The sequence below is a fragment of the Paenibacillus sp. GXUN7292 genome, assembly GCF_050864975.1.
Classification (GTDB): domain Bacteria; phylum Bacillota; class Bacilli; order Paenibacillales; family Paenibacillaceae; genus Pristimantibacillus.
Genome location: NZ_JBOZWO010000059.1, coordinates 1 through 24,869 on the forward strand (window position 1 = coordinate 1; position 24,869 = coordinate 24,869).

Consider the following 24,869-nt stretch of genomic DNA (forward strand, 5'->3'; position numbering starts at 1 on the left):
GTCCCGAAATCAGCCTATTTCAAAGTCTAACGGTTGTAGGAAGCCTTATCTTCCTAAAACCTGGCATAAACAGGGCAAAAGTTCACACGTAACGCTCCCCACAACCGTTAAAATTTCAAAACACCTATTTTTCGCTAAATAGCGCTTCCCACAACCGTTACAGTTTTGGGAAAGTCGAATATGCGCACAATGCCTCTCCTTTAAGCAATAGGAGAAGGGGGCACTAACGAATGTTGCCCATATGTATCGACTTGGTCACACGTTCCGCTAATCGTCCTTAAACCGTTATTATAGAGTTTCACGGACACACGTTCCGTTATTCGTCTTTAAACCGTCATTATTGAGTTTCGCGGACACACGTTCCGTTATTCGTCTTAAAACCGTCATTTTTTGAATTTCACGGACACACATTCCGTTATTCGGCTTTAACTGGGGCTTTTCTAGTGATTTTTTGGCCAATAACGGAACCAATGTCACTTAGCCGCTTCAAAACTGCAATTTTGGGTGTAATAACGGAACGACTGACCGGCTAGGAAGGAGGTCCATCAAAACACCATCAAAGCACCATCAAAGCACCTTGCAAATGTTTGCCTACAACCTCTACAGTTTGGAGACTGTCGAGTTATGCGCCCCGCCGCTACCATTCAATTGTTATTGTACTGGTCAGATGTTTTTTATCCCATGCATAACGAAGGATAAAAAGAAATATTATACATAGTGTGTATTGGTTACATACGATAAGCTCGTTCTTGCAGCATTAGGAGCAGAATAGAAGTTGTAATCGGGTTGTAATCGTTTCATATTTCGACTAAGATGGATGCATAAACAGTAGGGGGAGGCAATACATATGTTAGATGAATTTACGGAATTAATTGCCATGGACAAGTCGACAAGCCAGCCTGCAGCCGGTGATATTTTCGTGGTTCAGCCTAAGCATAATTATTATTACTTTGCTAAAGTCATTCAGACAGATATTCAAGGGCTAAATTTGAATTTCAAAGGGATGAACCTCATTTATTTGTATAATTGCCATGGTACGAGCAAGGAGGTTCCTGCACAGCTTGACCAATACAAGCTATTGCTTGCACCAACAGTAGTCAATATTTCCGGTTGGAAAAATGGCTTTTTCAAAACCGTTGGCCATCAAGCAGTAACAAAAGCAGAAACGAGCCTCGATTTTGGCTTTTTTGATAATTTCGATAAAAAAGATGTTTTTTATAATCTGGAAGGCGAGCAGCTTGAGCATATTCCGCGTTATTCTGATTTTAACGGCTTATCCAGTTACCGGACGATCGGCCGCGAGATGCACCGCGTGCTGTATGGGAAAAAGTATCACTAACGAGGATCCCAATATTTTAATAAAGGGTCAGGCTGCTCCATAATAAATCGGAGCCTCCTGACCCTTCTATGGTTAAGTGCTGCTTTCTTCCTCCAGCATCTGCTCGACTTGCCCCAGGAATAGAGCGGCTCGAGAAATATATTCTCTGGCATGCATCCGAAACAGCATTTCATGCTGGCCGCCCTGTACGATCCAGGAGCGGGATAAAGGATTATGCTGCGAAGCGGCGATAGCTTCGGCAGTTGTATAATCAGCCTTGGCATCATTCGTACCATGCATGACATAAAGAGGTATAGGATACGAATTGTTCATTACCGTGCTGGCTGGAATATTTTGAAAGCTGGTTCCTGTCCATAGCGGCAGTATGGCTTGAATAAGTGCATGAGAAGGGAATTTAGGCAAAGCTATAAATTGGTTCAGATTATCAAATAAGGCTTCGGAGCTAGGTAAAAACAAGCTGTCAAGCAGCATGGCATCAATATCATCTGTGAGCAGCCCTGTTTGCAGAGCCGTTCCGGCGCCCATCGAAAATCCCCAAACGATAATATGCTCGCTGCCTCTGGCTTTCATATTGTGAACAGCGGCCAGCAGCTGCTGTGATTCCTCATAGCCCCCGGTAGCTGGGGATTTATACTCCTGGGAAGCGTAGCCGTAGTCAAACATAAGCACGTTGTAGTGCAAACTATGCAGCAGCTTTGTCAGCTCGTACATAGGTACCCAGCTTTCCTCGCGATTCGCACCGTAGCCGTGGCTGAAAATAATGGTTTTGCTGGAAGCTGCTGTCCGGGTATTGTCTTCTGCCGGAATGAACCAGCCGCTAACCATGGACCGGCCGCTGGCGCTAGGGAATAGAACATCCTCATAATTAAGGCCAATGGCATCCTTAGGATTGGAGGAAAGAGGCGCAACATAAGGATTGGCAATCATCCAGGCAAGAAAGCCGTGAAAAACAACGATGACTAGCAATGCTGCGGCCAAAAAAGCCGAAAGAACTGCTATTAGCTTATGGTACCTTTTATATTTGGCAGCGCGAGTGCGCTCAGTTACAACTGGAAACCCTGGCAGCGCAGGGGGGTGAGCCGTATAAGAGCCTTCAAGCACTTGTTGTCTAGGCAATAAAGAATTCATGATGCAGGCCCCCTATACATAATATTTAGTTTGGAAGCGTTGTCATCTGGTGATGCGCTTATCGTGAAGCTTGCTTCCATACCGGTTGGTTAAAATTGGGCAGATTACTCGTCAACTATAATAGCTTACTTCTATTAATCGTAATGCTATAGATTAAATGTGTCAATTAGTCAGGCAAAATTGTTATTTTGTTGTAACATGACTGTAATACATAGGGACCAGCTATGGGAAATTAAACCATTAAGCTTTACGGCGAAGCAGTATTTAAGGTATACTAAATGAGAATGAATATCAACGAATATGAAATGGGGTTTCGAAGAGTGAAACTCCTGTGGTACAATAGTGTTATATAAAACTTGCTGCTTTTTAGATGGGAGGTTTGCAAGTATGGATGAAGGCAAGTCTACCGTAAGGGCCGTTGATCGGGCCTTGGATATATTATTATGCTTTACCATTCGAACGGATTGGGCGATGACTGAAATTGCCGAGCATGTAGGCTTGCATAAAAGTACGGTTCATCGCATGCTGGCAACCTTGGAGGAGAAAGGCTTTATAGAGCGGGACCATGATACAGACCGATATCATCTTGGCCTTAAAATATGGGAGCTGTCGGCGAATTTATCAAGAACCGATGACCAGGCTACTATCTGGCTGCCAGAGATGGTCAGGCTGCGCGATGCGCTGGGAGAGACGGTGAGCATCTATGTGCGGGACGGCAGCGAGCGGATACGGATTCAGGCGGTGCAGAGCAATGAACCGATTCGCCGGGTCGCGCCTGTCGGAGCTCGCCTGCCACTGTATGCAGGCGCCTCCAGCAAGGTATTGATCGCTTTTGCCGATCCGCAAATTCAAGCGCTCGTTATGGATGACCCTATGTTTCAAGCGAATATTTCGATTGAGCAGTATAAAGAACAGCTGAAGGAATTAGTCGCTCAAGGCTATGCGACAAGCGTGGAGGAAAGAGAATCAGGGGTAGCAGCGATATCTGCGCCTATCTTTGATCGAACAGGCAAATTGGTTGCCGCGCTGTCTGTTTCGGGACCTGCCAGCAGGCTGACACTCGAGCGGATGAAGGAGTACTCGGCTGTCATGATCGAATCTGCAAAAAGAATGGGTACGATGATGAAGTGAAAATAAAAATGCTCCCTGCAGCAGATAGGCAAGGTATAAGTGCCTAAACTGTAAGGGGAGCATTTTTAAATTACAGCGCCTATAATTACGAAGTCACAAAAGCCATAAGGGGTTGGTATTGGCGGTACCCGTGTAGGGATTCGTTAAACCTCCTTGTAATGACCCCTCTGTCATCAAGGCTGCCTTACTGCACATTTTTTGCATACTGCCCCGGCGAGATCCCCTCATATTTGCGGAACATGCGAATAAAGGTGTTGGCATTGTTGCAGCCGACCATTAGAGCCAAATCACCGATTTTTACTTTTTCCTTCTGCATAATCTCTTTAGCCTTTTGCACGCGGTAAATATTCAAGTAATCCTTGAAGTTTTCGCCTGCGTATTTTTTGAAGGCGACACTCACATAACCCGGAGAAAAATTGAAGGTTTCTGCGATCATAGTGAGCGACAGATCAATATGGTAGTTTTCATGGATATATTCCATCATTTGCTTCACGGTGCTTTGATCCATCATTTCACTTTGCTGACTGATCATATCGATCATCGTATCGAACAAATGAACGATGGCGGAGATCGCCTCAGCACTCGATTCACTATTCCGCAGCGTTTCCAGCGGGTCGTTATGCTGCTGCCAAAACTCGCTCGGCGCCTTGTTCAGCTGCTGCATAATACGGTTGAGCGTGGCCAGAAGCAGCAAGCCGAATTGCTCCAGCTGCTCCGGTATTAATGTTCTTTTCTCCAAATTTTCTTGCAGTATACGGTTTAATATCGTACTGGCCTGCTCACGTTCTCCACGGATGACAAGACTGATTATGTCCCGTTCGGCATCGATCGGATAATAATAATTGTCCATCTGCATCTGGCTAAGCTGCTTGTAGGTCATAATCGTTGTTCTATCAACTGCTGATCTCCACTCCAACACTTGCATGGCTTGACTGAACGATTGCTCAATATCGGCAACGGAGCTGACAGGCTGGCCGACAGCAGCAATCATGCCGAAGGTATAGCCCTCTGTAATATGAGACATCGTTTGGGTAAGCTTTCTTTGAATATCTTCGGTATTAGTATGCTGAACGATAAGCACATATTTGCTGAAATCCAAATCGAGCAGCTCGCAGACGAAGCATTCCTTCAGCTCCTCTTGCATAATTAAAGAGGTTTGGGATTTAATCGTTAAAATTGCTTCTTTGGAGTATTGCTCCATCAACTCCTTTAGCTTGGAAAAGGCAATGACGCATACGGTGAGATCGCTTTGCAGCTGCTCCAGCTGATGCGCGCCCAGCTGTGCCTGAATTTGCTCCTGCGGCACAAGGCCATGCAGCAGATCACGCATAAATTTCTCGCGCAGCGGCAGCCTATTTTCATTCATGGCTGATTTCAGCTGCTCGTTGGCCGTATTGATTTTGACTGCGGTTTCATGAAGAAACGTGAATTCATCCTTATTGGGCGTATGATCATAGCCTTTGAACAGATCGACAAGACGGTTTACCGGCTTGTACATTCTTCTCGTAACGACATAAGAGACTATAAGGCCAGCAGCGGTTAAAATGCCGAATAATAATAAGGTCCCGTTCATATTAAAGGTTTCGTCAAACGATTGAACCGGCGTCAAATACATATAAGTCCAAGCAGGCATCGTTAACGAACGGATCATATGAATTTCGTACGGGCCGGATTTGTACTTCTCATAATCTGCTGACACGGGCTTTTCCAATTGATCTAGTGGCAGACGAAGCAGCTCTGCTGTTTGCTTGCTGTCAAACGTAGATTTGAACGCGGCATACTGGTCATCCTCAATGATGGCAAAAGCTTCATGGCTTTCTGAAGCCAGTAAAGGAAGAAGCTGCTGTTCATATATAGATACAATGAAAAATAAAGTGTTGCCTCTCCTCATCTTCTCCGGGCTTACGGTTGTAATTACCCTATCATACCCGTAGACAGAATCGTCCTCAGTATTTTCTGTATGGCTGGGGCTGCTGGGCAATGCAGCTAACGTATTCAGTCTTTTCCCGTTCAACAAAGACAATTTTTCCTGGAATAGTTCCTCTGACAGGCCAATTTCCTCAAAATACCGTTCTTTATCAATGGAATAGTGCGGCGTAATAACAAGCTCGCCATCATTTTCCATCAGATCAATTTTGTATCCAAATTCAGCGAAAGCATCTAAATGATTGCGCAGCTCATAATAAGTTCGTGTTATGGAATAGTAGTCACTGTCGCCGGAAGCAAAATTGATAATATGCTCATTAAGCTTTAATTGATTGATCAAATTGAAAGCGACAGCATATTTGGAGTCGATTTTTTCACGCGCCTGCTCCAAAAAGGATTGATTTTTCTGGTTCAGCTCATGCCGGACATTTTGGTTGTCCTTATAAAAAAATAAACAGACCGCGATTGCCGTGTAAGCGATAACAATAGTGAAGTAAGCAATAAGCAGTTTAGTAAAGAAAGACTTTTTGAACAACCTAATCTCTCCTCGGATTATACTTGAACGTTACGATAGGTTTTTAAATTATAGCACATAGTTTTGTAAAGACGGCCGTATATGCAAATTTGGTGATAGATAAAAAAATGCACATTCAATAAAGCCCGCAGCCATGCATGAATAAATGGTGGTAATCGAAAAAATGGAGATAGACAGCGCTTTCACATCACTCTATAGTTTGGGGTGTAAAGACTGGTTCGGCGAATAAGAGCGCTCCGCCGGAGCAGGTCCAGATCTATGAGAGAGGAGAAGAAAGGACTGCTATCATTCAAACAAATTAAAGCCAACCTGATTAGAGACCGTTATCTCTACTTGCTGCTCATTCCGTTTTTGGCCTGGTACATTATTTTTGCCTATAAGCCGCTTTACGGACTGCAAATCGCGTTCAAAGATTTCAGTGTCTATAAAGGAATCGAACAAAGCGCCTGGGTTGGCTTCAAACATTTCGAAACCTTTTTCAATAGCCCCTATTTCTTTCGGCTTATAAAAAACACGCTGCTGCTTAGTCTTTTTCAGCTGCTGTTTGCTTTTCCGGCTCCTATTGTTCTTGCCTTGCTGCTGAATGAAGTGAAAAATTCGTTTTTCAAAAAAACAGTGCAAACCTTTACGTACCTGCCTCACTTTATTTCAGTAGTTGTAGTAGCAGGCATCGTGACTAACTTTTTGGCGCCGAGCAACGGAATTGTTAATATTTTGATCGAGATGATGGGAGGGGAAAAGCAGTACTTCCTGACCAATCCGGATTTTTTCCGGCCCATCTTCATACTATCGATGGATATATGGAAAGAAGCCGGCTTCGGCACCATTATTTATATTGCTGCTTTGGCGGGCGTCAATCCGTCCATGTATGAGGCGGCCATACTCGATGGGGCAAGCCGCTGGAAGCAAATATGGCATATTACGCTTCCGTCTATTATGCCAACGATTGTCATTATGCTGATTATGAAAATCGGCACGTTGATGGAGGTAGGCTACGAGGCCATTATTCTTCTGTATCAGCCGGCGACTTACGAGACGGCAGATGTAATTAATACTTATGTATATCGGGCAGGACTGCAGGAGGGACGATACGATTTGGCTACAGCAGTCGGGTTGTTCAATGCTGTTATCGGCTTTATCCTGGTCGTCGCTGCAAACAAGATTAGTAAAAAACTGACCGATACAGGGTTATGGTAGGTGATTGAACTGAAACAAAGCGCGGGCGAGAAAGTATTTTCGGTCTTTAACTATATTTTGCTTGCAGCAATTGCATTGCTGACCTTATATCCGTTCGTTTACGTTCTGTCTGCTTCGATCAGCTCGGCGGATGCTGTTATTCGGGGAAAGGTCATATTGCTCCCAAGCGATATTACCTTTGAGTCTTATGCGAAGGTGCTGGCAGAGAAAGGGATATGGATTGCTTATGCCAATACGATTTTTTATACGGTATTCGGCGTAGCGGCCAACCTGTTATTTACGGTGAGCGGCGCGTATGCTCTTTCGAAGAAACGGCTTATGGGGCGTACGGCGATCAGCTTTTTTATCGCCTTAACGATGTGGTTCCAGGCAGGCATGATTCCGACGTATCTCAATTTGCGGGATTTGTCGCTGCTGGATAACCGCTTTACCATTATTATTGCCTTCGCCATCACAACCTTCTATGTATTTTTGATGAGAACCTTTTTTCAGAGCATACCGGAAGAGCTGGAGGAAGCAGCCAAGGTGGATGGAGCAAGCGATTTGCAGGTGCTGCGCATGGTTTACCTGCCGCTTTCCAAAGCAGCTCTCGCAACGATCGGGCTGTTCTATGCCGTACTCAGATGGAACGGTTATTTCTGGGCGATGATTATTTTGAAGGATGAGAATAAGGTGCCGCTTCAGGTGCTGCTGAAAAAATTAATCGTCGAGATGAACATTATGGATGAAATGGGAGACATGACGGTCTATTCCAAAGAAACGGTCATTTATGCGACGATTGTTGTATCGATTATTCCGATTATCGCTGTATATCCTTTCATTCAGAAATATTTTGTCAAAGGCGTTATGGTTGGTTCAATTAAAGGCTAGCGCATAGGAAACAGAGCTTGTACAATTGCTGGATAGCACTTTAAAAAAAGAAATTTTATATTAAGCATACAACAATTTCTGGGAGGTCTATTTGTACATGAAAAAGAAATGGTTGGCTTCATCTATTATAGCTGTGACGATGCTCGCTTCCCTGCTTGCGGGCTGCTCAAGCGGCGAAAAGCCGAATAATACGAACACTCCGGCAACGAGCAAGCCGCAGGAAAGCAATCCTCCTGCCGAGGAGCAATTGACTGGCCACTTGATTACAAAAGATCCGCTAGAGCTGAAAATTCACTTGCATTATGCAGATAAGTTTATTTTCGATGATGAATGGCCTGTATTTAAGAAGGCTGCTGAATTAACCAATATAAAGCTGAAGGGCACAGCGTCCAAAGCTTCTACAAACAGTAAAGAAATGTTTAATGTCATGATGGTATCCGGCAGTTTGCCTGATATCGTGCATCATCAAACGAAGGAGCAGTATGACAGTTATGGGATGGAAGGCGCGTTTTTGGCGCTGGACGACTTGATTGAGGAGCATGCTCCGAATATTAAAAAGCATTTTGAAGAGAATCCGAATGCAGCCAAGTTCGCTAAGGCGCCAGACGGTAAAATTTACTTTATTAACTTTACGCCGGACGGACCCGCAGCCAAAGGATGGTTTATCCGCCAGGACTGGCTGGATAAGCTGGAGTTGAAAGCTCCGACGACAGTCGATGAGCTGTATGAAGTGTTGAAGGCATTCAAGGAAAAGGACCCGAACGGCAACAATAAAGCAGATGAGGTTCCATTCCTGAGCCGTGCAAATATGGACGGGATTTATGATCTGATCAGCCTATGGGGCGCCAGCGGCGGAAGCGATGGCACAAAGCGTGGATTTTTTGCTGAGAACGGCGTCGTTAAGTACGGCATGTATGAGCCTGCTTACAAAACAGCGGTTGAAAATATTGCAAAATGGTATGCGGAAGGCTTGATTGACAAAGAAATCTTTACACGCGGCGCTAAGGCTCGTGATATTTTGTTCGGTGATAATACCGGCGGTGTTGTACATGACTGGTTCTCCAGTACAGCAGTATATAATGATAAGCTGGCTTCGCAAGTAGAAGGCTTTAATCTGGTTCCGATTGCGCCGCCTGCGAACAGCAATGGTGTGATCATAGAGGCTTCTTCCCGTAAATTGACGCATCCGAACGGCTGGGGAATCGCTTCAAGCAGCAAGCATCCGGTAGAAGCTATCAAATATTTGGATTTCTGGTTTTCAGAGGACGGCAGAAAATTGATGAACTTTGGCATCGAGGGCAAGCATTACGAGATGGTTGACGGCAAACCGAAATTCAAAGATGAAGTGCTGAACAATGAGAAATCAGTCATTCAACAGCTGCAGGAAGAAGGCGGCCAACTTGAAATAGGCTTCCATCAAGATTATGAGTATGAGAAGCAATGGACGAATGAAATAGCGCTTAAAGGCATTGAAGAGTATGTAGGCAAGGGCTACATTCAAGAGGCTTATCCGTCTGTGACGTATACAGAAGAGGAAAGAACGAAGTTCCAGGAGCTTAACGTTGCGGTAAACACTTATGCGGACGAGATGCTGCAAAAATGGGTGCTTGGAGCGGAGCCTATTAACGACGATAACTTTGCAAAATATTTGAAGCGCTTGGATGCTCTAGGCATTAAAGAATTGCTTGAGCTTGAGCAGCGCGCTTACGACCGCTATATGGCTAACTAACAGACTGTCCCCTCCGAAGAGTATTATTGCTGTTCGGGGGGAATTAAAAGAAACTATTTGTAAGCGTTTACGATTGGAGGGGAAATAATGATAACCCGCAAATGGAAGGCGGCACTGGCATCGCTTATATGCTTCTCATTGCTGCTTGCTGAGGTTATGCTTGCTTCCGGTCAGCCGCAAGCTGCTGTTATGGCTGAGGGGGAGGCCGCAGAAACAGGCTTGGTCATGAATGGAGGCTTTGAAGAGATTGGCGGTGACGGCTTTGCAAAGGATTGGAAAAAAGCAAGCTATACGGGCGCAGCTTATATCGGCAATGTCCTTTTTTCACTGGATACCGCTATCAAAAACGGCGGCATGCAATCCGTAAAGATGGAAGCGGAAGGACCGGAAAGCAGAGGGACTGTGTATCAGATCATTCCGGTTACGGAAGAGATGAAGGGAAAAAGCTTTACGTACAGCCATTGGGTAAAAACTGAAAATGCCACAAAGGCATCTGCCCGCATTCAATTTTATGATGCTGCTAACAAAGGGATGTCCGGCGTCACGGGCGGGATGATCGATGCCAAATCCGTGCAAGGCACGGCAGATTGGCAGCTGATCGAGCTGGATTTTATTATATTGGATCGTCCGGAGGTTGCTTCGTTCCGAATTGAAACCTTTTTGGAAAAAGGGAAAGGAACCGTCTGGCTGGACGACATATCGATAACGCCAAAGTATCCGCTGGAGGCCATCCTATTTGATAAACCAAGCTATAAAGTACTGGTAAACGGTGAAGCGATACAGCTTGGCGTCAGCCTGGTGCCGGCGAATACGACAGATACTGAAATCGTATGGCGGTCATCTGATCCTGATACCGTATCGGTGCAGGAAGGCAAGGTGGTTGCACACCGCAATGGGGTTGCTACAATTACCGCATCTTCCAAGGACGGCAAAATTGGAGCCTCCGTTATCATTTATGCAGGAGAGAATGGAGAAGATATTGTGGCTGAGGATGAAACGGTAAGTACAGAGCAAGGTAAACCAGCAGAAGGTAATGTACTTGCATCGCATAACAGCGGCAAACTGATGAGCTACCGCATACAGGCGCAGCCTTCTAACGGCCTGGCCAAGGTTAGCGAAGCAGGGCGCTGGAGCTATTACCCGGGTACAGGCTTCTACGGACAGGATATGTTTTCGGTCTTGATCAGTGATCCTGACGGCAGCTATGCGGTAGCGCAAATTACAGTAAATGTAGATCGCATGAATCAGCCGCCATGGGCAGACAATGGTTTGCATGCAGTCAATAAGGGGATGGTTGTAAACGGTAAAATTGTGGCGAGCGATCCGGATAAAGATGCATTGACGTATTCGATTGCAGCGCAGCCGCTGTATGGGGCAATTGATTTTAAAAGCGACGGTAGTTATACGTATACGCCGCAAGCGGATTATGCTGGCCAGGACGCTTTCACTGTGCTTGTGGCTGATGGATTTGGAGGGACGGCAGAGGCAGTCGTATATATTTATTTAACTCCGCAAGCATCAGATATTATAAGTGAGCTCAAAGATAATAATGCAAATAATCACCATCCGCGTCTTTTGGCAACGGAAGCTGACTTTTCTAGAATTGAAGCTTTGCTTGATGCCTCGGATGAGAATATGCTGCACTGGCTGGACAATGTGCAGCGTTCCGCTGACAACCTGCTGACGCAGCCGGTTGTACCGTACAATAAGCCGGATGGGCTGCGTCTTGATACATCCGCCTCCAGCTATATCGTCACGCTGGCCTTTGCCTATCGTGTGACCGGCAATGATGATTATTTGGCGCGGGCATGGCTGGAGCTCGAAAATATTTCCTCCGCAGCATATAAGGACTGGAGTCCCGAGCATTTTCTGGATACAGCAATGACGACCTATGGTGCTGCTGTCGGCTACGACCTGCTCTATGATGTGCTTACCGCGGAACAAAGAGAGCTGGTTCGTGAGGCAATTGTAGAAAAAGGGCTGAAGCAGGCCTTGCCGCTCTATAGCAATATGTCCGGCTGGACGATAGACAAAAATAACTGGAATTTTGTATGCAACGCTGGCATGATCGCAGGTGCTATAGCCATCGCCGATGAGGAAGAGGCGATGGCCGGGCAAATTTTGCACGGCGCCTTCAAATCGCTGCAGCACGGCCTGCGCCAATATGCGCCGGACGGCTCTTCGCTGGAAGGGCCGGCATACTGGGAGTACGGCACCTCTTATTTGGTCTATCTGCTATCGGCGCTGACCAATGCATTCGGTCATGATTTTGGCTTCTCAGACTATGAAGGCATTAAAGAAACGCCGGATTATCCGCTTTATATTACCGGAACACAAGGAACGTTCAATTACGCTGACAATGATCCGGCATTTATATCAGGCAAGCTGCTGCTTTGGTTTGCAAACCGCTTCGATGAGCCAGGCTACGCATGGTACCATAAGTTCAGCAATGCACAGATGGATAAGGCAGGCTTGTACGATATGCTGTGGTACGACGCTGACTTGTATGAGGGCAGCGAGCCGCCATATAAAGACTATTATTTCAGCAGGCAGCATGCTATGACGATGCGCAGCTCCTGGAACGATCCGAATGCGTTGTTTGCCGGATTCAAAGGTGGGATTAACGGCACGCCGCATGGCGACCTGGATATCGGCACTTTTGTGCTCGATGCCTACGGTGTACGATGGGCAATGGATTTGGGCAAAGAGGATTATAATTTGCCGGGCTATTGGGATCGTTCGCCAGGATCGGCACGCTGGACTTACTACAGAAAAACGCCGGAGGGGCAAAATACGATCGTCATTAATCCATCGTCAAAGCTGCAGCAGGACAGCAAAGCCGTATCACCGATTATCGCGAGAGACGATAATAAACCGGAAGGCGCTTTTGCGATTGCTGATATGACGGAGGCTTATCGGGATCAAGTGCTGTCAGCAAAGCGCGGACTGGCGCTGACCAATCATCGCAGGGAGTTCCTGGTGCAGGATGAAATAACAGCAAAAAATCAGTCCGAGCTGCACTGGTTTATGCACTCGCAGGCAGAGATTGAAGTGCAGCCTGACGGCCGCACTGCTGTGCTGAGCAAAGACGGAAAAAGACTTTGGGTACAGCTCCTGGCTCCAGCAAATGCAAGCCTTGAGGTAATGAACGCCTCTCCCTTGCCGCAATCGCCTAACCCGTCTGGACAAAATGCTAATGCCGGCATTAAAAAGCTGGCTGTTCATTTACAAAATATGACGGAGACTACTATTGCAGTACGGATGGTGCCGCTGCTTCAGGGACAAGCGCTGCCGAGCGATACGCCGGCGGTTGTGCCGCTTGATCAGTGGACGGTTGAAAGTGCGGCGGCTGCCAAGCTGCAGGCTATTCAACTGAATGGTCAAGCAATGCCTGAGTTTGAAGAGAACCAATTTGTATACAGCAAGGAAATAGCTTACGGGGATCCGCTTCCCGATATTACAGCTGTTCCGGCTCATCCTCAGCATGCGACGGAAGTAGAGCAAATTGCTCCAGGCGTTTATCGGATTAAGGTTATCGATCCTACGGCAGCAGTGAATAGCAGCGAATACTTTATAGAATTTAAAATAAGAGAAACAAGATTCGGCGAGCCGTCCAGGCAAGAGCCGGCGGCGGGCCAGCCTAATACGCAAACTGCATTGTCTATTCAAGCTATAAAGGCGAGTGGGCATGACGGCAATGTGCCGGAGAACGTTTTCGATGGTAATTTGACGACACGCTGGTCTGACGAAGGAACGAGTTGGCTGCTGCTCGATCTGGGCGGAGAAAAGCGCGTACAGCAGGCGGCTATCGCTTGGTATAACGGCAACAAGCGCAGCACCTTCTTTGATATCGAGGTGTCGAAGGACGGGTATAATTGGGATTGGGTATACAGCGGTCAAGGCAGCGGCCTTACAGCAGACCTTGAAACTTATACGCTGCGTGAATCGACAGGCCGTTATGTCCGCATTAAAGCATACGGCAACACGGTTAATGCGTGGAACAGCATAACGGAGCTGAGTATACATGGAGAGGCTGTTCCGATTGTGCCGCCTTACACGCCGCCAGTGCTGTCTGCCGAAGCAGGGCTGCAGCAGCTGGAGCTTACTGAAGTGGACGGAGCCGTGCTGTCGTTGTCTCCGGCATTTCGTCCAGAGCTCACTTCTTATACAGCTGAAACAGCTTCAGGCGAAGTTGTTATAAGCACACAGGCTGTTCATCCAGCCGCCAAAATCGTTATTTCCGGTCAGGCAGCAGGCAGTAATATTATTGCTCTTCATGAAGGTGAAAACATCATTTCGCTGCAGGTTCAAGCGGAGAATGGCACAACAAAAACTTACACGCTTCGTATCACCCGCACCGCTCTAAACAGTAGCGAAGAAGTGTTTCCAGACATAGAAGGGCACTGGGCAGAGCCGCACATTTTAAAAGCACAGCAGCTGGGTATCGTTAAAGGCTATTCCAATGGACAGTTTAAGCCGGAGCAAAGCATTACCCGGGCTGCGTTAACCGTTATGCTGGCGCGTGCCTTAAAGCTTGACGGCAATGGAGAAGAGCCTCCTTTTACTGATCAACAGAACAGCGAATGGGCGAAGCACGAGATTGCGCAAGCTGTGGCTGCAGGAATCATTAACGGATTTTCCGATGGCAGCTTCCGGCCAAATGATAATGTAACACGGGCGCAAGCAGCTGTAATGATTGCACGGGCAGCTGGCTTGTCCTCAACCCATGCAGCAGAAACCGGCTTTGCGGATCATCATGCTATTCCTGCGTGGGCAAGAGGAGCGATAGCAGAGCTGTCCAAGCAGAAGCTCATCGAAGGAAAATCCGGCAAGCGGTTTTTGCCTGCAGATCAGCTAACCAGAGCAGAAGCTGTTGTGCTGCTGCTTAGATTGCTGGAGTATCAAGCGAAGCAAGGTGAAACGGCTGTCGCCGCCCTTTGAACAGGCGCGTTTACCGATGAAATATAGAAACAGGATAAGAAAAAAAATATATTTATTATTTTTAAAAAAAGCACAAGCCCGCAGGCTGAAACAGCCACGAGACTTGTGCTTTGCTTTTGTACGGATTAGCCCATGTTTGCGATCATTTGACGCAATACAGTTTGCAGGATACCGCCGTTGCGGTAGTAGTCTACATCCACTAGTGAATCAAGACGGACAATAGCTTTGAATTCAAACGATGTGCCATCTTCGCGAGCAGCTGTTACAGTTACAGCCTCGCCAGGTTGTACATCATTGGACAAGCCTTTGATGTCGAATGTTTCGCGGCCTGTAATGCCAAGCGTTTTCCAGCTTTGGCCTTCTTGGAATTGCAGCGGAAGAACGCCCATTCCAACAAGGTTGGAGCGGTGAATACGCTCGAAGCTTTCAGCGATAACAGCTTTAACGCCAAGCAAGTAAGTTCCTTTAGCCGCCCAGTCGCGGGAGCTTCCAGTACCGTACTCTTTACCAGCTAGAACGACAAGGTTTTTGCCTTCTGCTTGATATTTCATAGATGCGTCATAGATGGACATTACTTCATCCGTTGGCAGGTAAGTCGTTACGCCGCCCTCAGTACCAGGAGCAACCTGGTTGCGGATACGGATGTTAGCGAATGTTCCGCGCATCATAACTTCATGGTTACCACGGCGCGAACCGTAGGAGTTGAAGTCTTTGCGCTCAACGCCGTTATTTACCAGGTATTGGCCCGCTGGGCTTTGTACCGTGATGTTGCCGGCAGGTGAGATGTGGTCAGTTGTAACAGAATCACCCATAAGCGCAAGCACGCTTGCAGCCGGGATATCTTCAATATCGTCAAGCTCAGAGCCAAGGTTTTCGAAGAACGGAGGATTTTGAATATAAGTTGATTTCGCATCCCACTCGTAGCTTTCGCCTTCTGGAACATCGATTGCGTTCCAACGCTCGTTTTGCGTAAATACGTTCTCGTACTTGTCACGGAACATTTCCGGATTAAGAGAAGCTGCAACAGCATCTTTAATCTCTTGGTTAGTTGGCCAAATATCTTTCAAGTAAACAGGCTGATTGTCCTTGTCATGTCCGATAGGATCATTAGTAAGGTCGATGTTTACTGTTCCAGCAAGCGCATAAGCTACTACTAGCGGCGGTGAAGCCAGGTAGTTAGCTTTTACTTGTGCGTGGATACGGCCTTCAAAGTTACGGTTACCGGATAGAACGGCAGCAACTGTCATATCATTTTCTGCAATCGCTTGGCTGACTTCCTCTGGAAGCGGACCGGAGTTACCGATACAAGTCGCACAGCCATAGCCTGCTACGTGGAAGCCCAATGCTTCAAGCGGCTCAAGCAGATTTGCTTTTTTCAAGTATTCAGTAACAACTAGAGAACCTGGAGTCAAAGAGCTTTTCACGTAAGCAGGCTTAACAAGGCCTCTTTCGACAGCTTTCTTAGCTACAAGTCCCGCACCAAGCATAACGCTAGGGTTGGAAGTGTTCGTACAGCTTGTAATCGCAGCAATAACGACAGCGCCAGTACCCATTTGGGAAGTTTGGCCGTCTTTATGAGCTACAGGAACAACCTGTGCAATTTTCTCATCGCTTAGACCGTACCCGCCTTTGTCGATCGGCGTGCGGATAATTTCGTTGAAAGCTTGCTGCATAGCTGTAAGCTCAACGCGGTCTTGCGGACGCTTAGGACCAGCCAGAGAAGGTACAACAGTAGATAGATCCAGCTCGATGACATCAGAGAACACAGGATCCGGAGTATCATCCGTACGGAACATGCCTTGTGCTTTGTAGTAGTCTTCAACTAGCTTAACTTGCTCTTCCTTACGGCCTGTTTGACGCAAGAAATCCAAAGTTTCGCTGTCAACCGGGAAGAAACCTACAGTAGCGCCGTACTCAGGAGCCATGTTAGCAACGGTTGCGCGGTCAGCTAGGCTGATATTGGATAGACCAGGACCGTAGAACTCAACAAATTTGCCGACAACGCCTTTTTTACGAAGCATTTGAGTAACCGTCAGTGCCAGGTCAGTTGCAGTCGAACCTTCAGCAAGGCTGCCTGTCAATTTAAAGCCGATGACTTCAGGAGTTACAAAGTAAAGCGGTTGGCCAAGCATGCCAGCTTCAGCCTCGATACCGCCTACGCCCCAGCCCACTACGCCAAGACCGTTGATCATAGTCGTATGGGAGTCCGTACCTACCAAAGAATCCGGGAATACTACTGTTTCGCCGTCTACAGATTTAGTAGCTGCTACAGAAGCAAGGTATTCAAGGTTAACCTGGTGAACGATACCTGTTCCAGGAGGAACTGCACGGAAGTTGTCAAATGCAGTTTGCGCCCAGCGAAGGAAACGGTAGCGCTCTTCGTTACGCTCAAATTCTACTTTAGTATTGTAGTCAAGCGCATCTTTATTACCGAAGGAATCAACCATTACAGAGTGGTCGATAACAAGATCAACCGGTACAAGCGGATTGATTTGTTTTGGGTCCCCGCCTGCTTTTTTCACTGTATCACGCATAGCTGCAAGGTCAACGACTACAGGCACGCCTGTAAAGTCCTGCAAAACGATACGTGCAGGGATAAATGGAATCTCTTTATCCTCACGGCCGTCAGCCCAAGTAGCAAGCTGCTTTACATGTTCAGCCGTAATAGCGCGGCCATCGAATTGACGTACTGCTGCTTCAAGCAATACTTTGATGGAGAAAGGCAGCTTGGAGATATCACCAAGGCCTTGCTCTTGCAAACCGTCTAGACGATAGTAAGCATATGACTTGTCGCCAGATGTTAGAGATGTGCGAACAGAATACTGATTTTGCTTAGACATCATCATTCTCCTCTACATAATAATGACAGATCGATTGTTTCATAGTATGAAACTCGATTTCAAAAAAACCTATACCTATAGTATAGCTTTAAATTGGTGGTTACGTAAAGTCTAATTATGCCCTATTCTGTCGGAATGAACTCAACCTTTCGCATACTAATTTACACATGAAACTTTTGCCTCAAGCATATAATGAAGCAGTCATGCCTTGTGTTCCGAAACCGATGGGACAGGGGAAGTCTTGTATAAGGGGGAAATGTAATGTCGCAAGCAAAAAACAAATCGATCAACAAAAAAAATCCGGTTCAAAAGGCAAAGCAGCAGCGACAGCCTAGTCAGCCATATACAATGCTTGCTCCGCTAACAAGTGCCGCTTTGACTGATAAAGCTGCAAGAACTTCTATAGGCGAAAAAAATATACGGGATCATGAGGAGTTAGTGCGTGTATCATCCTTGCTTTCAGCTACGCCAGGTAGAATTAAGGGAGAGCAGCAAAGTCTCAGCAGCTGGCGTAAAGCTGTTCATCAATATATAAGCCATTATAATGAAGCGGAAGTAGAGCAGTACTCTTTGGTTTTATTGGAAAAGGTAAGGGATCAAGAGCATCACAGCAGGCTGATCAATCGTTTGGAGCGGGTCAAGGAACGCGAGCTGCTCCGGGGGGCTTGGCCGACAAACAGTGAGACGAAGGGCGAGCTTATACGCGTACATGAATCCGCCGAAGAGGTTAACCTGTTATTGAAGTTACATATTAAGAAACGGATGCAGCAAAATGACATTTTTTATATAGAAGAGCGCTTCGATTATGAAAGGCTATGGCTTCGCCAGCAAGGTGAGGAGTGGGAAATCGTTCAGGTTGAGCCGGTTATTTATGAGCGAAGGCCACGATTTGGCGATGCTGCACATGATACTGTATGGATTGATGAATCCGATGCTGTAAATTCTGTCATGTTAACGCCATCTGTTCCTTATTTGAACTACGAACTGATGGCTGCTTATCGTCCGATGCGGAATCAGTTCATCTATAAAAGAGATCTGGCTGTCGCGTACGCAGATCGCTGGTGGAATGAAGGCAATCCGCGATATGAGCAATTTGAAGTGAATTGCACCCATTATGTTTCTCAGTGTATCTTTGCAGGCAACGCTCCTATGAATTATACTGGTAAGAGGTCGAGCGGCTGGTGGTATAGAGGCCGGGATAAGGGGCAAGAGCTTTGGAGCTATAGCTGGGCTGTTTCTCATGCTATGAATACTTATCTTGCAGCTGCGCGAAAGTCAGGTTTGCGCGCACAAATGGTGTCCTCCGCCGATCAATTATCGCTTGGGGATGTCATTACGTATGATTGGGCTGGCGACGGCAGATTTCAGCATAGCACAATTGTAACGGCATTTGATGCCTTCGGCATGCCGCTTGTTAATGCCAACACCGTTCCGAGCAGGCATCGTTACTGGGATTACAGTGATTCCTACGCTTGGACGCCTAATACGCAATATCGTTTTTTTCATATTATATCCGATTAATAATACATGTGGTGGAGGATCAGCTATGGGGAGCAAGGTAAAAATAGCACTTGTATATGGGGGGAAATCTGGCGAACACGAGGTTTCTTTGCAAACGGCATATGCCGTTATGGGGCAATTTGATTTTTCTCAATACGAAATTATTCCATTTTATATTACGAAGCAGGGCGAATGGAGAAGCGGCAGCAAGCTGATTGCGCCGCCGCAAAATGTGGATCAGTTGAAGCTGCAGGACGCTCCGGGCGTTAGTGCGATGCAAGCATTGTTTGCCGCTAATCCTGCATATCAGGCTGCTGAGCATGCTCTAGCCGCAGGCGCACAGGACACAGCCGTGATTTCGGCTGCAAGTGCTGAAGTGACCGCAGAAGTGCAAGCGGATGGTGGCATCGATGTCGTATTCCCGCTTTTGCATGGTACTTTTGGCGAGGACGGCACGATTCAGGGCTTGCTGGAGATGGCGAACATCCCCTATGTAGGCGCCGGCGTGCTGGCATCAGCAGTTGGCATGGACAAAATTATGATGAAAAAAATATTCGCTCAAGAAAATTTGCCGCAATGCGTGTTCCGTTATTTTAATCGCACACAGTGGGAAAAGGACTCTGCTTATTTTATTATGGAATGTGAGGTTGCATTAGGCTACCCAAGCTTCGTCAAACCGGCTAATTTGGGCTCAAGCGTCGGCATCACAAAGGTGAAAAACAGAGAAGAGCTTATTGCGGCAGTTAATTATGCTTTCCGTTATGACCGCAAAGTTATCGTTGAGGAATTTATTGATGCCCGGGAAATTGAAGTAAGCGTGCTTGGGAACGATGAAGTACAAGCATCAGTACCAGGAGAAATCGCTTCTTCTAACGAATTTTATGATTATAAAGCGAAATATATAGATGGAAAATCTGCGATGATCATACCGGCTGAGCTATCGGCTGAAATGACGGAGAAAATTAGAGAAATGGCTGTTCAAGCGTTTCAAGCGATTGACGGCTCAGGATTATCTCGTGTGGATTTTTTCGTCGGCAGAGAGGATAACCACATCTATATTAACGAAATCAATACAATGCCTGGCTTTACGCCTTTCAGCATGTATCCTTTGCTTTGGAAGGAAACCGGCCTCGAATATAAAGAGCTGCTGAAGAAATTAATTGATTTGGCGATTGCAAGGCATGCAGCGAAGGCGCAATTAATATTTACCGAGGAAAATGCAATCCAATCATAATTATGAAACAGGAAGGGGAACGAAAGATGGGCTTTCAAACAGAATTCAATTCCGTATGCAAATTCAAATCGGACCAAGAGCTGTACGAACTATTGGAATATGGCAGAGGCAAAATGGTAAAAAGCGGCTTCCGCGTTTATCCTACAGGCCAGCATGTCATTGCTTATGCACCATCCAACGAAGCGGTAGCGATCGTTCGCATTTCTGCGTATACGCCTGAAATTAATTTTCAAGGCGATGAGGTAACGGGAGTAGAGCTTGAGCTCGTTCGCAAGCTGACAGAAGAGGAAGCGAGAGTGCAGACGGCGCTTGCTTATGAAATGTATTTTGGCCGCACTCAAAGCAACAGTCAATAAAATAAGGGAAGATCGTTTGTGGAATGGATTATACTTGTTTTGCTTGGCATTGCTGCCGCAACGTTTGGCAGCATCGTCGGTCTTGGGGGCGGTATCATTATCGTCCCTATGCTCATGCTGCTCGGAGGAGCGCTTACCGGCGCTCCTATTGAGCATGCTACGGCAGTTGGAGTGTCGCTGTGCGTGCTTATCGTAACGGCGATGGCCTCTACGATGACGTTTATGCGCAGAGGCATCGTTGATTTTCGCAGCGCATGGCTGCTGTTTATAACTAGCGGTCCTGCTGCGGCAGCCGGTTCGGCGTTGACAGGGCTCATTCAATCGAATTATTTTCAGCTCAGCTTCGGTCTGTTAATGCTATTTATGGCTATACTGCTAATAGTACGTGACCGCTTGAAACCGTTTTCGAAGCAGTGGCCCATCGCCCGCTCCATTACCGATGCCAGCGGCCAAGTGCATGCGTACAGCTATAGCATCGGCGCAATACTATGCATTGGACTGGCTGTCGGCTTTATATCCGGCTTGTTCGGCATTGGCGGAGGCTCCTTGTTCGTGCCGCTTATGGTATTGCTGTTCCGTTTTCCGCCGCATGTAGCGGCCGCAACCTCTATGTTTGTTATATTTTTATCTGCTATACTAGGCAGCGCTACGCATGCTGCGCTTGGCGAGGTGGATTGGCTGCTCGTTGCTGTGCTCGCACCCGGTGCGTGGATCGGCGGCAAATTGGGCGCCCGTATTGCTGCGCGCATGAGCGGCAAAGGATTATTATGGCTTTTAAGAATAACTTTATTGATACTGGCCCTTCAGCTCATTGTAGAAGGGTTGAACTTCCTTTAGAATAGTGAATATAGTAGTAGTAGAGGTAGTTCAAATATGAAAGTTTGAAGGACAAGCTGTTCTGTTGCGCTAGCTGGAACAGAAGTATCTCTAGTAGAAGCTGCTGTATGTCATTTCTAGTTGAGCATAATTATTAGATATAAATGGCCGTATTAGTTAAAGCTTGCGAGAAAAGCTTGCAAGGAGAGGAAAGGTGTACAACTTGATGGAGCAAAGCAATAGTTTCGTAGTAGGTGGCAAAAGCTTTATGGCAGTCGCGATCAATTGCGCTGCCAAGGCAGGGGAATGGATTGCTTCCAGGCTAGGCAACCATGCCAAGCTGGAACAGAAGTTGTCTGCGCAGGACCTCGTTACTGAGGTAGATAAAGGAACGGAGCGATTAATTCGCAAGCTTGTGCATACTCATTTCCCTCACCATTCCTTTCTAGGAGAGGAAGGAGTAGAACCAGGTCCTGAGGCTTCTGCACAGGCGCTTGCAGATGTTGAGCAGGAGGAGTATTTATGGATCGTTGATCCGATTGATGGAACGACTAACTTTGTGCATGGCTTCCCGTATTTTTCGGTATCGATCGCGCTGGCTCATAAAGGCGAGGTAATATTGGGTGTTATTTATGATCCTATGAAGGATGAGCTGTTCATTGCGGAGAAGGGCAAGGGAGCATATGTTCATGGCAAGGTGATGAAGGTTTCTGAAGAGAGCATGCTGCAGGACAGTCTGATTGCTACAGGCTTCCCGGCTGATCAGCAATATGCGCTGCCGCTCAATATGAAGGGGCTCAATCACCTTGTGCCCAAAGTTCGCAACGTGCGCGTAGCAGGCTCGGCTGCGCTGCATCTCGCATATGTAGCAGCCGGGCGGCTAAGCGGATTTTGGGAAATTGGCCTGAACAGCTGGGATTTGGCAGCTGGCGTGCTGATGGTCAAAGAGTCGGGCGGCGAAGTGACAGATACGATGGGACAACCTTATCATCTTGGCGTTCGCAACGTGGTGGCGAGCAACGGAAGCATACATCAACAGTTTTTGCAGGAGCTTGCCAGCGCAGAGGCTTGCAAGTAGCACTATATAAAGGACAACTGCAGCATGCAGTGGCATGCATGCTGTTGTCCTTTTATTTGTATACGGTAAAGTGGGCATTAGGAGAAGAAAGGGGAAACGGAGAGCAAGAATGGGAATGGAGAAGCGGCAGCGTCCGCCTTTGTAGGCCAATTCTATCCTTTATAGGGGTTATTTACTCAGAAAAATTGGACTACAACAGCGGTCGGAATCCCAATCTTGATCGCAGTGGCACCCATTTCTATTGCTTGCTGCCCTATCCATAATTAATCGATAGTCCCAGAGGTTTCGCTATTTGGCCCCAAATATCAGCGGAACGACTGTCCACGCAGAATACAAATTAGCGTTTAGTAACAAATTAGAAAGGAAGGGTTAGTTGAAATGAGCGTTCGTACTGTAGAAGAAGCAAGAGTGCTGATGGGTGAGATTTGCGATCTTATTGTGGAGTACATGCCGAAAGTTGAAGAACTGCGCTATCGTATCACTGTAAAAGAAGATGGAAGCCTAGTAACCGAAGCCGATGTCATGCTGGAGCAATTAATATTTAATTACATACAAAACAAACTCGATAAAGTTGTATTTATCGGCGAGGAATCCTATGACTTCAAGCAGGTTGCTGAAGATCATTATGTTGTTATGGTAGATCCGATTGATGGCACGGAGAACTTTTGTACAGGCCTCAAGGAGTGGGGAGTAGCATTCGGCATATGGAAGAGCGGGCAGCATTTGGGCAGCTTACTATTCATGCCGGAGCTTAATGAACGCTTGATGACAGGCGATGAGCTAGAGAGACTGCCTGTGCCATCCCGGATGACGGCGCTCTCTGTCGCGGTTAATGAAAAGCTGCTTGAAATACTGGGGCAAAAGGGACAATATCGGATGAGCGGCTGCTCTGTTTACAATTTATACTACGTCATCAAAGGGACCTTCTCTACATTTCTGCACCCTAAAGGCGCATATGTATGGGATATTTTGCCGGGCATACTGCTTGCACTCGAACATGGCTGCCAAGTATGGATAAACGAAGAACCATTTAACGGACAATTTCTTGATCCTTCAAAAAAATATCGCGTGGAAGTAAGACGATAGAATTCAACAACGAATAACAATTCATTTTAAAGAAGGTGCTCACTGTTATGATATCGATTGATCCGAATCAGCTTAGCGCTCAGGACAACTATAAATTACTAATCGGAAGCGTTGTGCCGCGACCGATTGCTTTGGTGACAACCATGTCGGATGCTGGCGTGCTGAATGCTGCCCCGTTCAGTTTTTTCAATGTTGTTGCTTCCAACCCGCCGATGATATCCGTTGCCGTTCAGCGCAAGCAAGGCGTGCAGAAGGATACAGCTAGAAATGCTAATGCAAAGGGCGAGTTTGTTGTTCATATCGCAGATGAAAACTATATTGAGGCATTAAATCAAACTGCAGCTTTAGTTCCTCCCGATGTGAGCGAGGTAGAATTGGCGAATTTGACCGCTGTACCTAGCGAGCGCATTTCCGTGCCTGGCCTGCAGGAAGCGGGTATCCGAATGGAATGTTTGCTGGAGCAGTCCATTCCGCTTGGCGGAACGGCTGATGAGCCTGCCTGTGATTTGCTTATAGGCAGAGTGGTTTATTTTCATTTTTCAGAGAATGTATACGATAATGGTTACATTATTGCCAAAAGCCTTAAACCAGTTGCGCGTATGGCAGGCAATGATTATGTGAAGCTGGGCGAAATGTTTTCGATTGAGCGGCCGAAATAAGGCGGGGAATACAAGTGTGATGCAATCATAAGCTATACCAAAACTGGAGTCAGCCGAACAGGCTGGCTTTCGTTGTTGTATGGGGCGTGCCCAGCAAAGCACGCATCTTCTAGCCGGTGAAAGTCCGGTCTCTGGAGGAGTCAAGTTCCGTTCCAAGCTCCCGTTAGCTTGGATACTTGCGTAGGGAGAAATTTGTGCGTAGAAGCGTATAGACAAAAGTACTGTCAGAGACAAAGCAAGCAATGTTCCAGACCGTAACATGATGTATGCATACGGAGCAACAGGGATGGGATGATGATGGCGTAGTTCTGTATGTTTGGCGTCCGATGCGGCTGATGAGCTCGAATTATACTAATGATGCATAATGATGCGAAATGATGCGGACATTGATGACCGTTAGCGCTCATTTTTCGCCAACTTCCACTTTCTAGCGGACAGAAATGTCCGTTAGCAGGAAAAAAGCTAGAGATTTCGACGGAATTATCTTCTAACGGTCAAAAGTGT

16 protein-coding genes are annotated in these 24,869 nt (G+C 46.7%); 13 read left to right on the forward strand and 3 right to left on the reverse strand.

What is annotated here, in order from left to right; translation table 11 throughout:
• Nucleotides 1-847: 847 nt before the first annotated feature.
• Nucleotides 848-1,339, forward strand: coding sequence for an immunity 26/phosphotriesterase HocA family protein (locus tag ACRRU2_RS26895; protein WP_331700384.1), 492 nt, complete (start codon nucleotides 848-850; stop codon nucleotides 1,337-1,339).
• A 72-nt stretch (nucleotides 1,340-1,411) separates the two neighbouring features.
• Here ACRRU2_RS26895 and ACRRU2_RS26900 read toward each other — a convergent pair whose 3' ends face one another.
• Nucleotides 1,412-2,467: an alpha/beta hydrolase gene (locus ACRRU2_RS26900; protein ID WP_331700383.1), complete on the reverse strand. Its 1,056-nt coding sequence runs from the start codon at nucleotides 2,465-2,467 to the stop codon at nucleotides 1,412-1,414.
• A 387-nt stretch (nucleotides 2,468-2,854) separates the two neighbouring features.
• On the opposite strand from ACRRU2_RS26900, the gene ACRRU2_RS26905 reads away from it, so the two are divergent.
• Nucleotides 2,855-3,598, forward strand: coding sequence for an IclR family transcriptional regulator (locus ACRRU2_RS26905; protein ID WP_331700382.1), 744 nt, complete (start codon nucleotides 2,855-2,857; stop codon nucleotides 3,596-3,598).
• A gap of 184 nt (nucleotides 3,599-3,782) precedes the next feature.
• On the opposite strand, the gene ACRRU2_RS26910 is transcribed toward ACRRU2_RS26905, so the two are convergent.
• Nucleotides 3,783-6,059, reverse strand: a complete 2,277-nt coding sequence (locus tag ACRRU2_RS26910) for a helix-turn-helix transcriptional regulator (RefSeq protein WP_432506395.1) — start codon at nucleotides 6,057-6,059, stop codon at nucleotides 3,783-3,785.
• Between the two features lie 258 nt (nucleotides 6,060-6,317).
• Between ACRRU2_RS26910 and ACRRU2_RS26915 the strand changes: the two genes are divergently transcribed.
• From ACRRU2_RS26915 to ACRRU2_RS26930, 4 genes are all read left to right on the forward strand, one after another.
• Nucleotides 6,318-7,256, forward strand: a complete 939-nt coding sequence (locus tag ACRRU2_RS26915; protein WP_331700380.1) for an ABC transporter permease — start codon at nucleotides 6,318-6,320, stop codon at nucleotides 7,254-7,256.
• On the forward strand, nucleotides 7,257-8,126 hold the full coding sequence (locus ACRRU2_RS26920) for a carbohydrate ABC transporter permease (protein WP_331700379.1): 870 nt from the start codon (nucleotides 7,257-7,259) through the stop codon (nucleotides 8,124-8,126). It abuts the gene before it with no gap.
• Nucleotides 8,127-8,223: 97 nt separating this feature from the next.
• Complete coding sequence (locus ACRRU2_RS26925; RefSeq protein ID WP_432506398.1) at nucleotides 8,224-9,855, forward strand: extracellular solute-binding protein; 1,632 nt, start codon at nucleotides 8,224-8,226, stop codon at nucleotides 9,853-9,855.
• An 87-nt stretch (nucleotides 9,856-9,942) separates the two neighbouring features.
• Nucleotides 9,943-14,796 carry an S-layer homology domain-containing protein gene (locus ACRRU2_RS26930; protein WP_432506400.1) on the forward strand — a complete coding sequence of 1,618 codons (4,854 nt, stop codon included), beginning with the start codon at nucleotides 9,943-9,945 and terminating at the stop codon, nucleotides 14,794-14,796.
• A 125-nt stretch (nucleotides 14,797-14,921) separates the two neighbouring features.
• On the opposite strand, the gene acnA is transcribed toward ACRRU2_RS26930, so the two are convergent.
• Nucleotides 14,922-17,636 (reverse strand): aconitate hydratase AcnA, encoded by a 2,715-nt coding sequence (acnA, locus tag ACRRU2_RS26935; RefSeq protein ID WP_432506402.1) that lies wholly within the window; start codon nucleotides 17,634-17,636, stop codon nucleotides 14,922-14,924.
• Between the two features lie 261 nt (nucleotides 17,637-17,897).
• Here acnA and ACRRU2_RS26940 point away from each other — a divergent pair, with 261 nt between their 5' ends.
• The 7 genes from ACRRU2_RS26940 (at nucleotide 17,898) to ACRRU2_RS26970 (ending at nucleotide 24,365) form a co-directional block, all read left to right on the forward strand.
• Nucleotides 17,898-19,157 carry an amidase domain-containing protein gene (locus ACRRU2_RS26940; protein WP_432506404.1) on the forward strand — a complete coding sequence of 420 codons (1,260 nt, stop codon included), beginning with the start codon at nucleotides 17,898-17,900 and terminating at the stop codon, nucleotides 19,155-19,157.
• 25 nt (nucleotides 19,158-19,182) lie between these two features.
• Nucleotides 19,183-20,370 carry a D-alanine--D-alanine ligase gene (locus ACRRU2_RS26945; RefSeq protein ID WP_432506406.1) on the forward strand — a complete coding sequence of 396 codons (1,188 nt, stop codon included), beginning with the start codon at nucleotides 19,183-19,185 and terminating at the stop codon, nucleotides 20,368-20,370.
• Between the two features lie 26 nt (nucleotides 20,371-20,396).
• Complete coding sequence (locus ACRRU2_RS26950; protein ID WP_331700373.1) at nucleotides 20,397-20,726, forward strand: hypothetical protein; 330 nt, start codon at nucleotides 20,397-20,399, stop codon at nucleotides 20,724-20,726.
• 18 nt (nucleotides 20,727-20,744) lie between these two features.
• Entirely contained in the window at nucleotides 20,745-21,563 is an 819-nt protein-coding gene (locus ACRRU2_RS26955; RefSeq protein ID WP_432506408.1) for a sulfite exporter TauE/SafE family protein, read from the forward strand.
• Between the two features lie 205 nt (nucleotides 21,564-21,768).
• Complete coding sequence (locus ACRRU2_RS26960) at nucleotides 21,769-22,620, forward strand: inositol monophosphatase family protein (RefSeq protein ID WP_432506414.1); 852 nt, start codon at nucleotides 21,769-21,771, stop codon at nucleotides 22,618-22,620.
• A gap of 378 nt (nucleotides 22,621-22,998) precedes the next feature.
• Nucleotides 22,999-23,706: an inositol monophosphatase family protein gene (locus tag ACRRU2_RS26965; protein WP_432506410.1), complete on the forward strand. Its 708-nt coding sequence runs from the start codon at nucleotides 22,999-23,001 to the stop codon at nucleotides 23,704-23,706.
• 47 nt (nucleotides 23,707-23,753) lie between these two features.
• Nucleotides 23,754-24,365: a flavin reductase family protein gene (locus ACRRU2_RS26970; RefSeq protein ID WP_432506412.1), complete on the forward strand. Its 612-nt coding sequence runs from the start codon at nucleotides 23,754-23,756 to the stop codon at nucleotides 24,363-24,365.
• Nucleotides 24,366-24,869 lie beyond the last annotated feature (504 nt).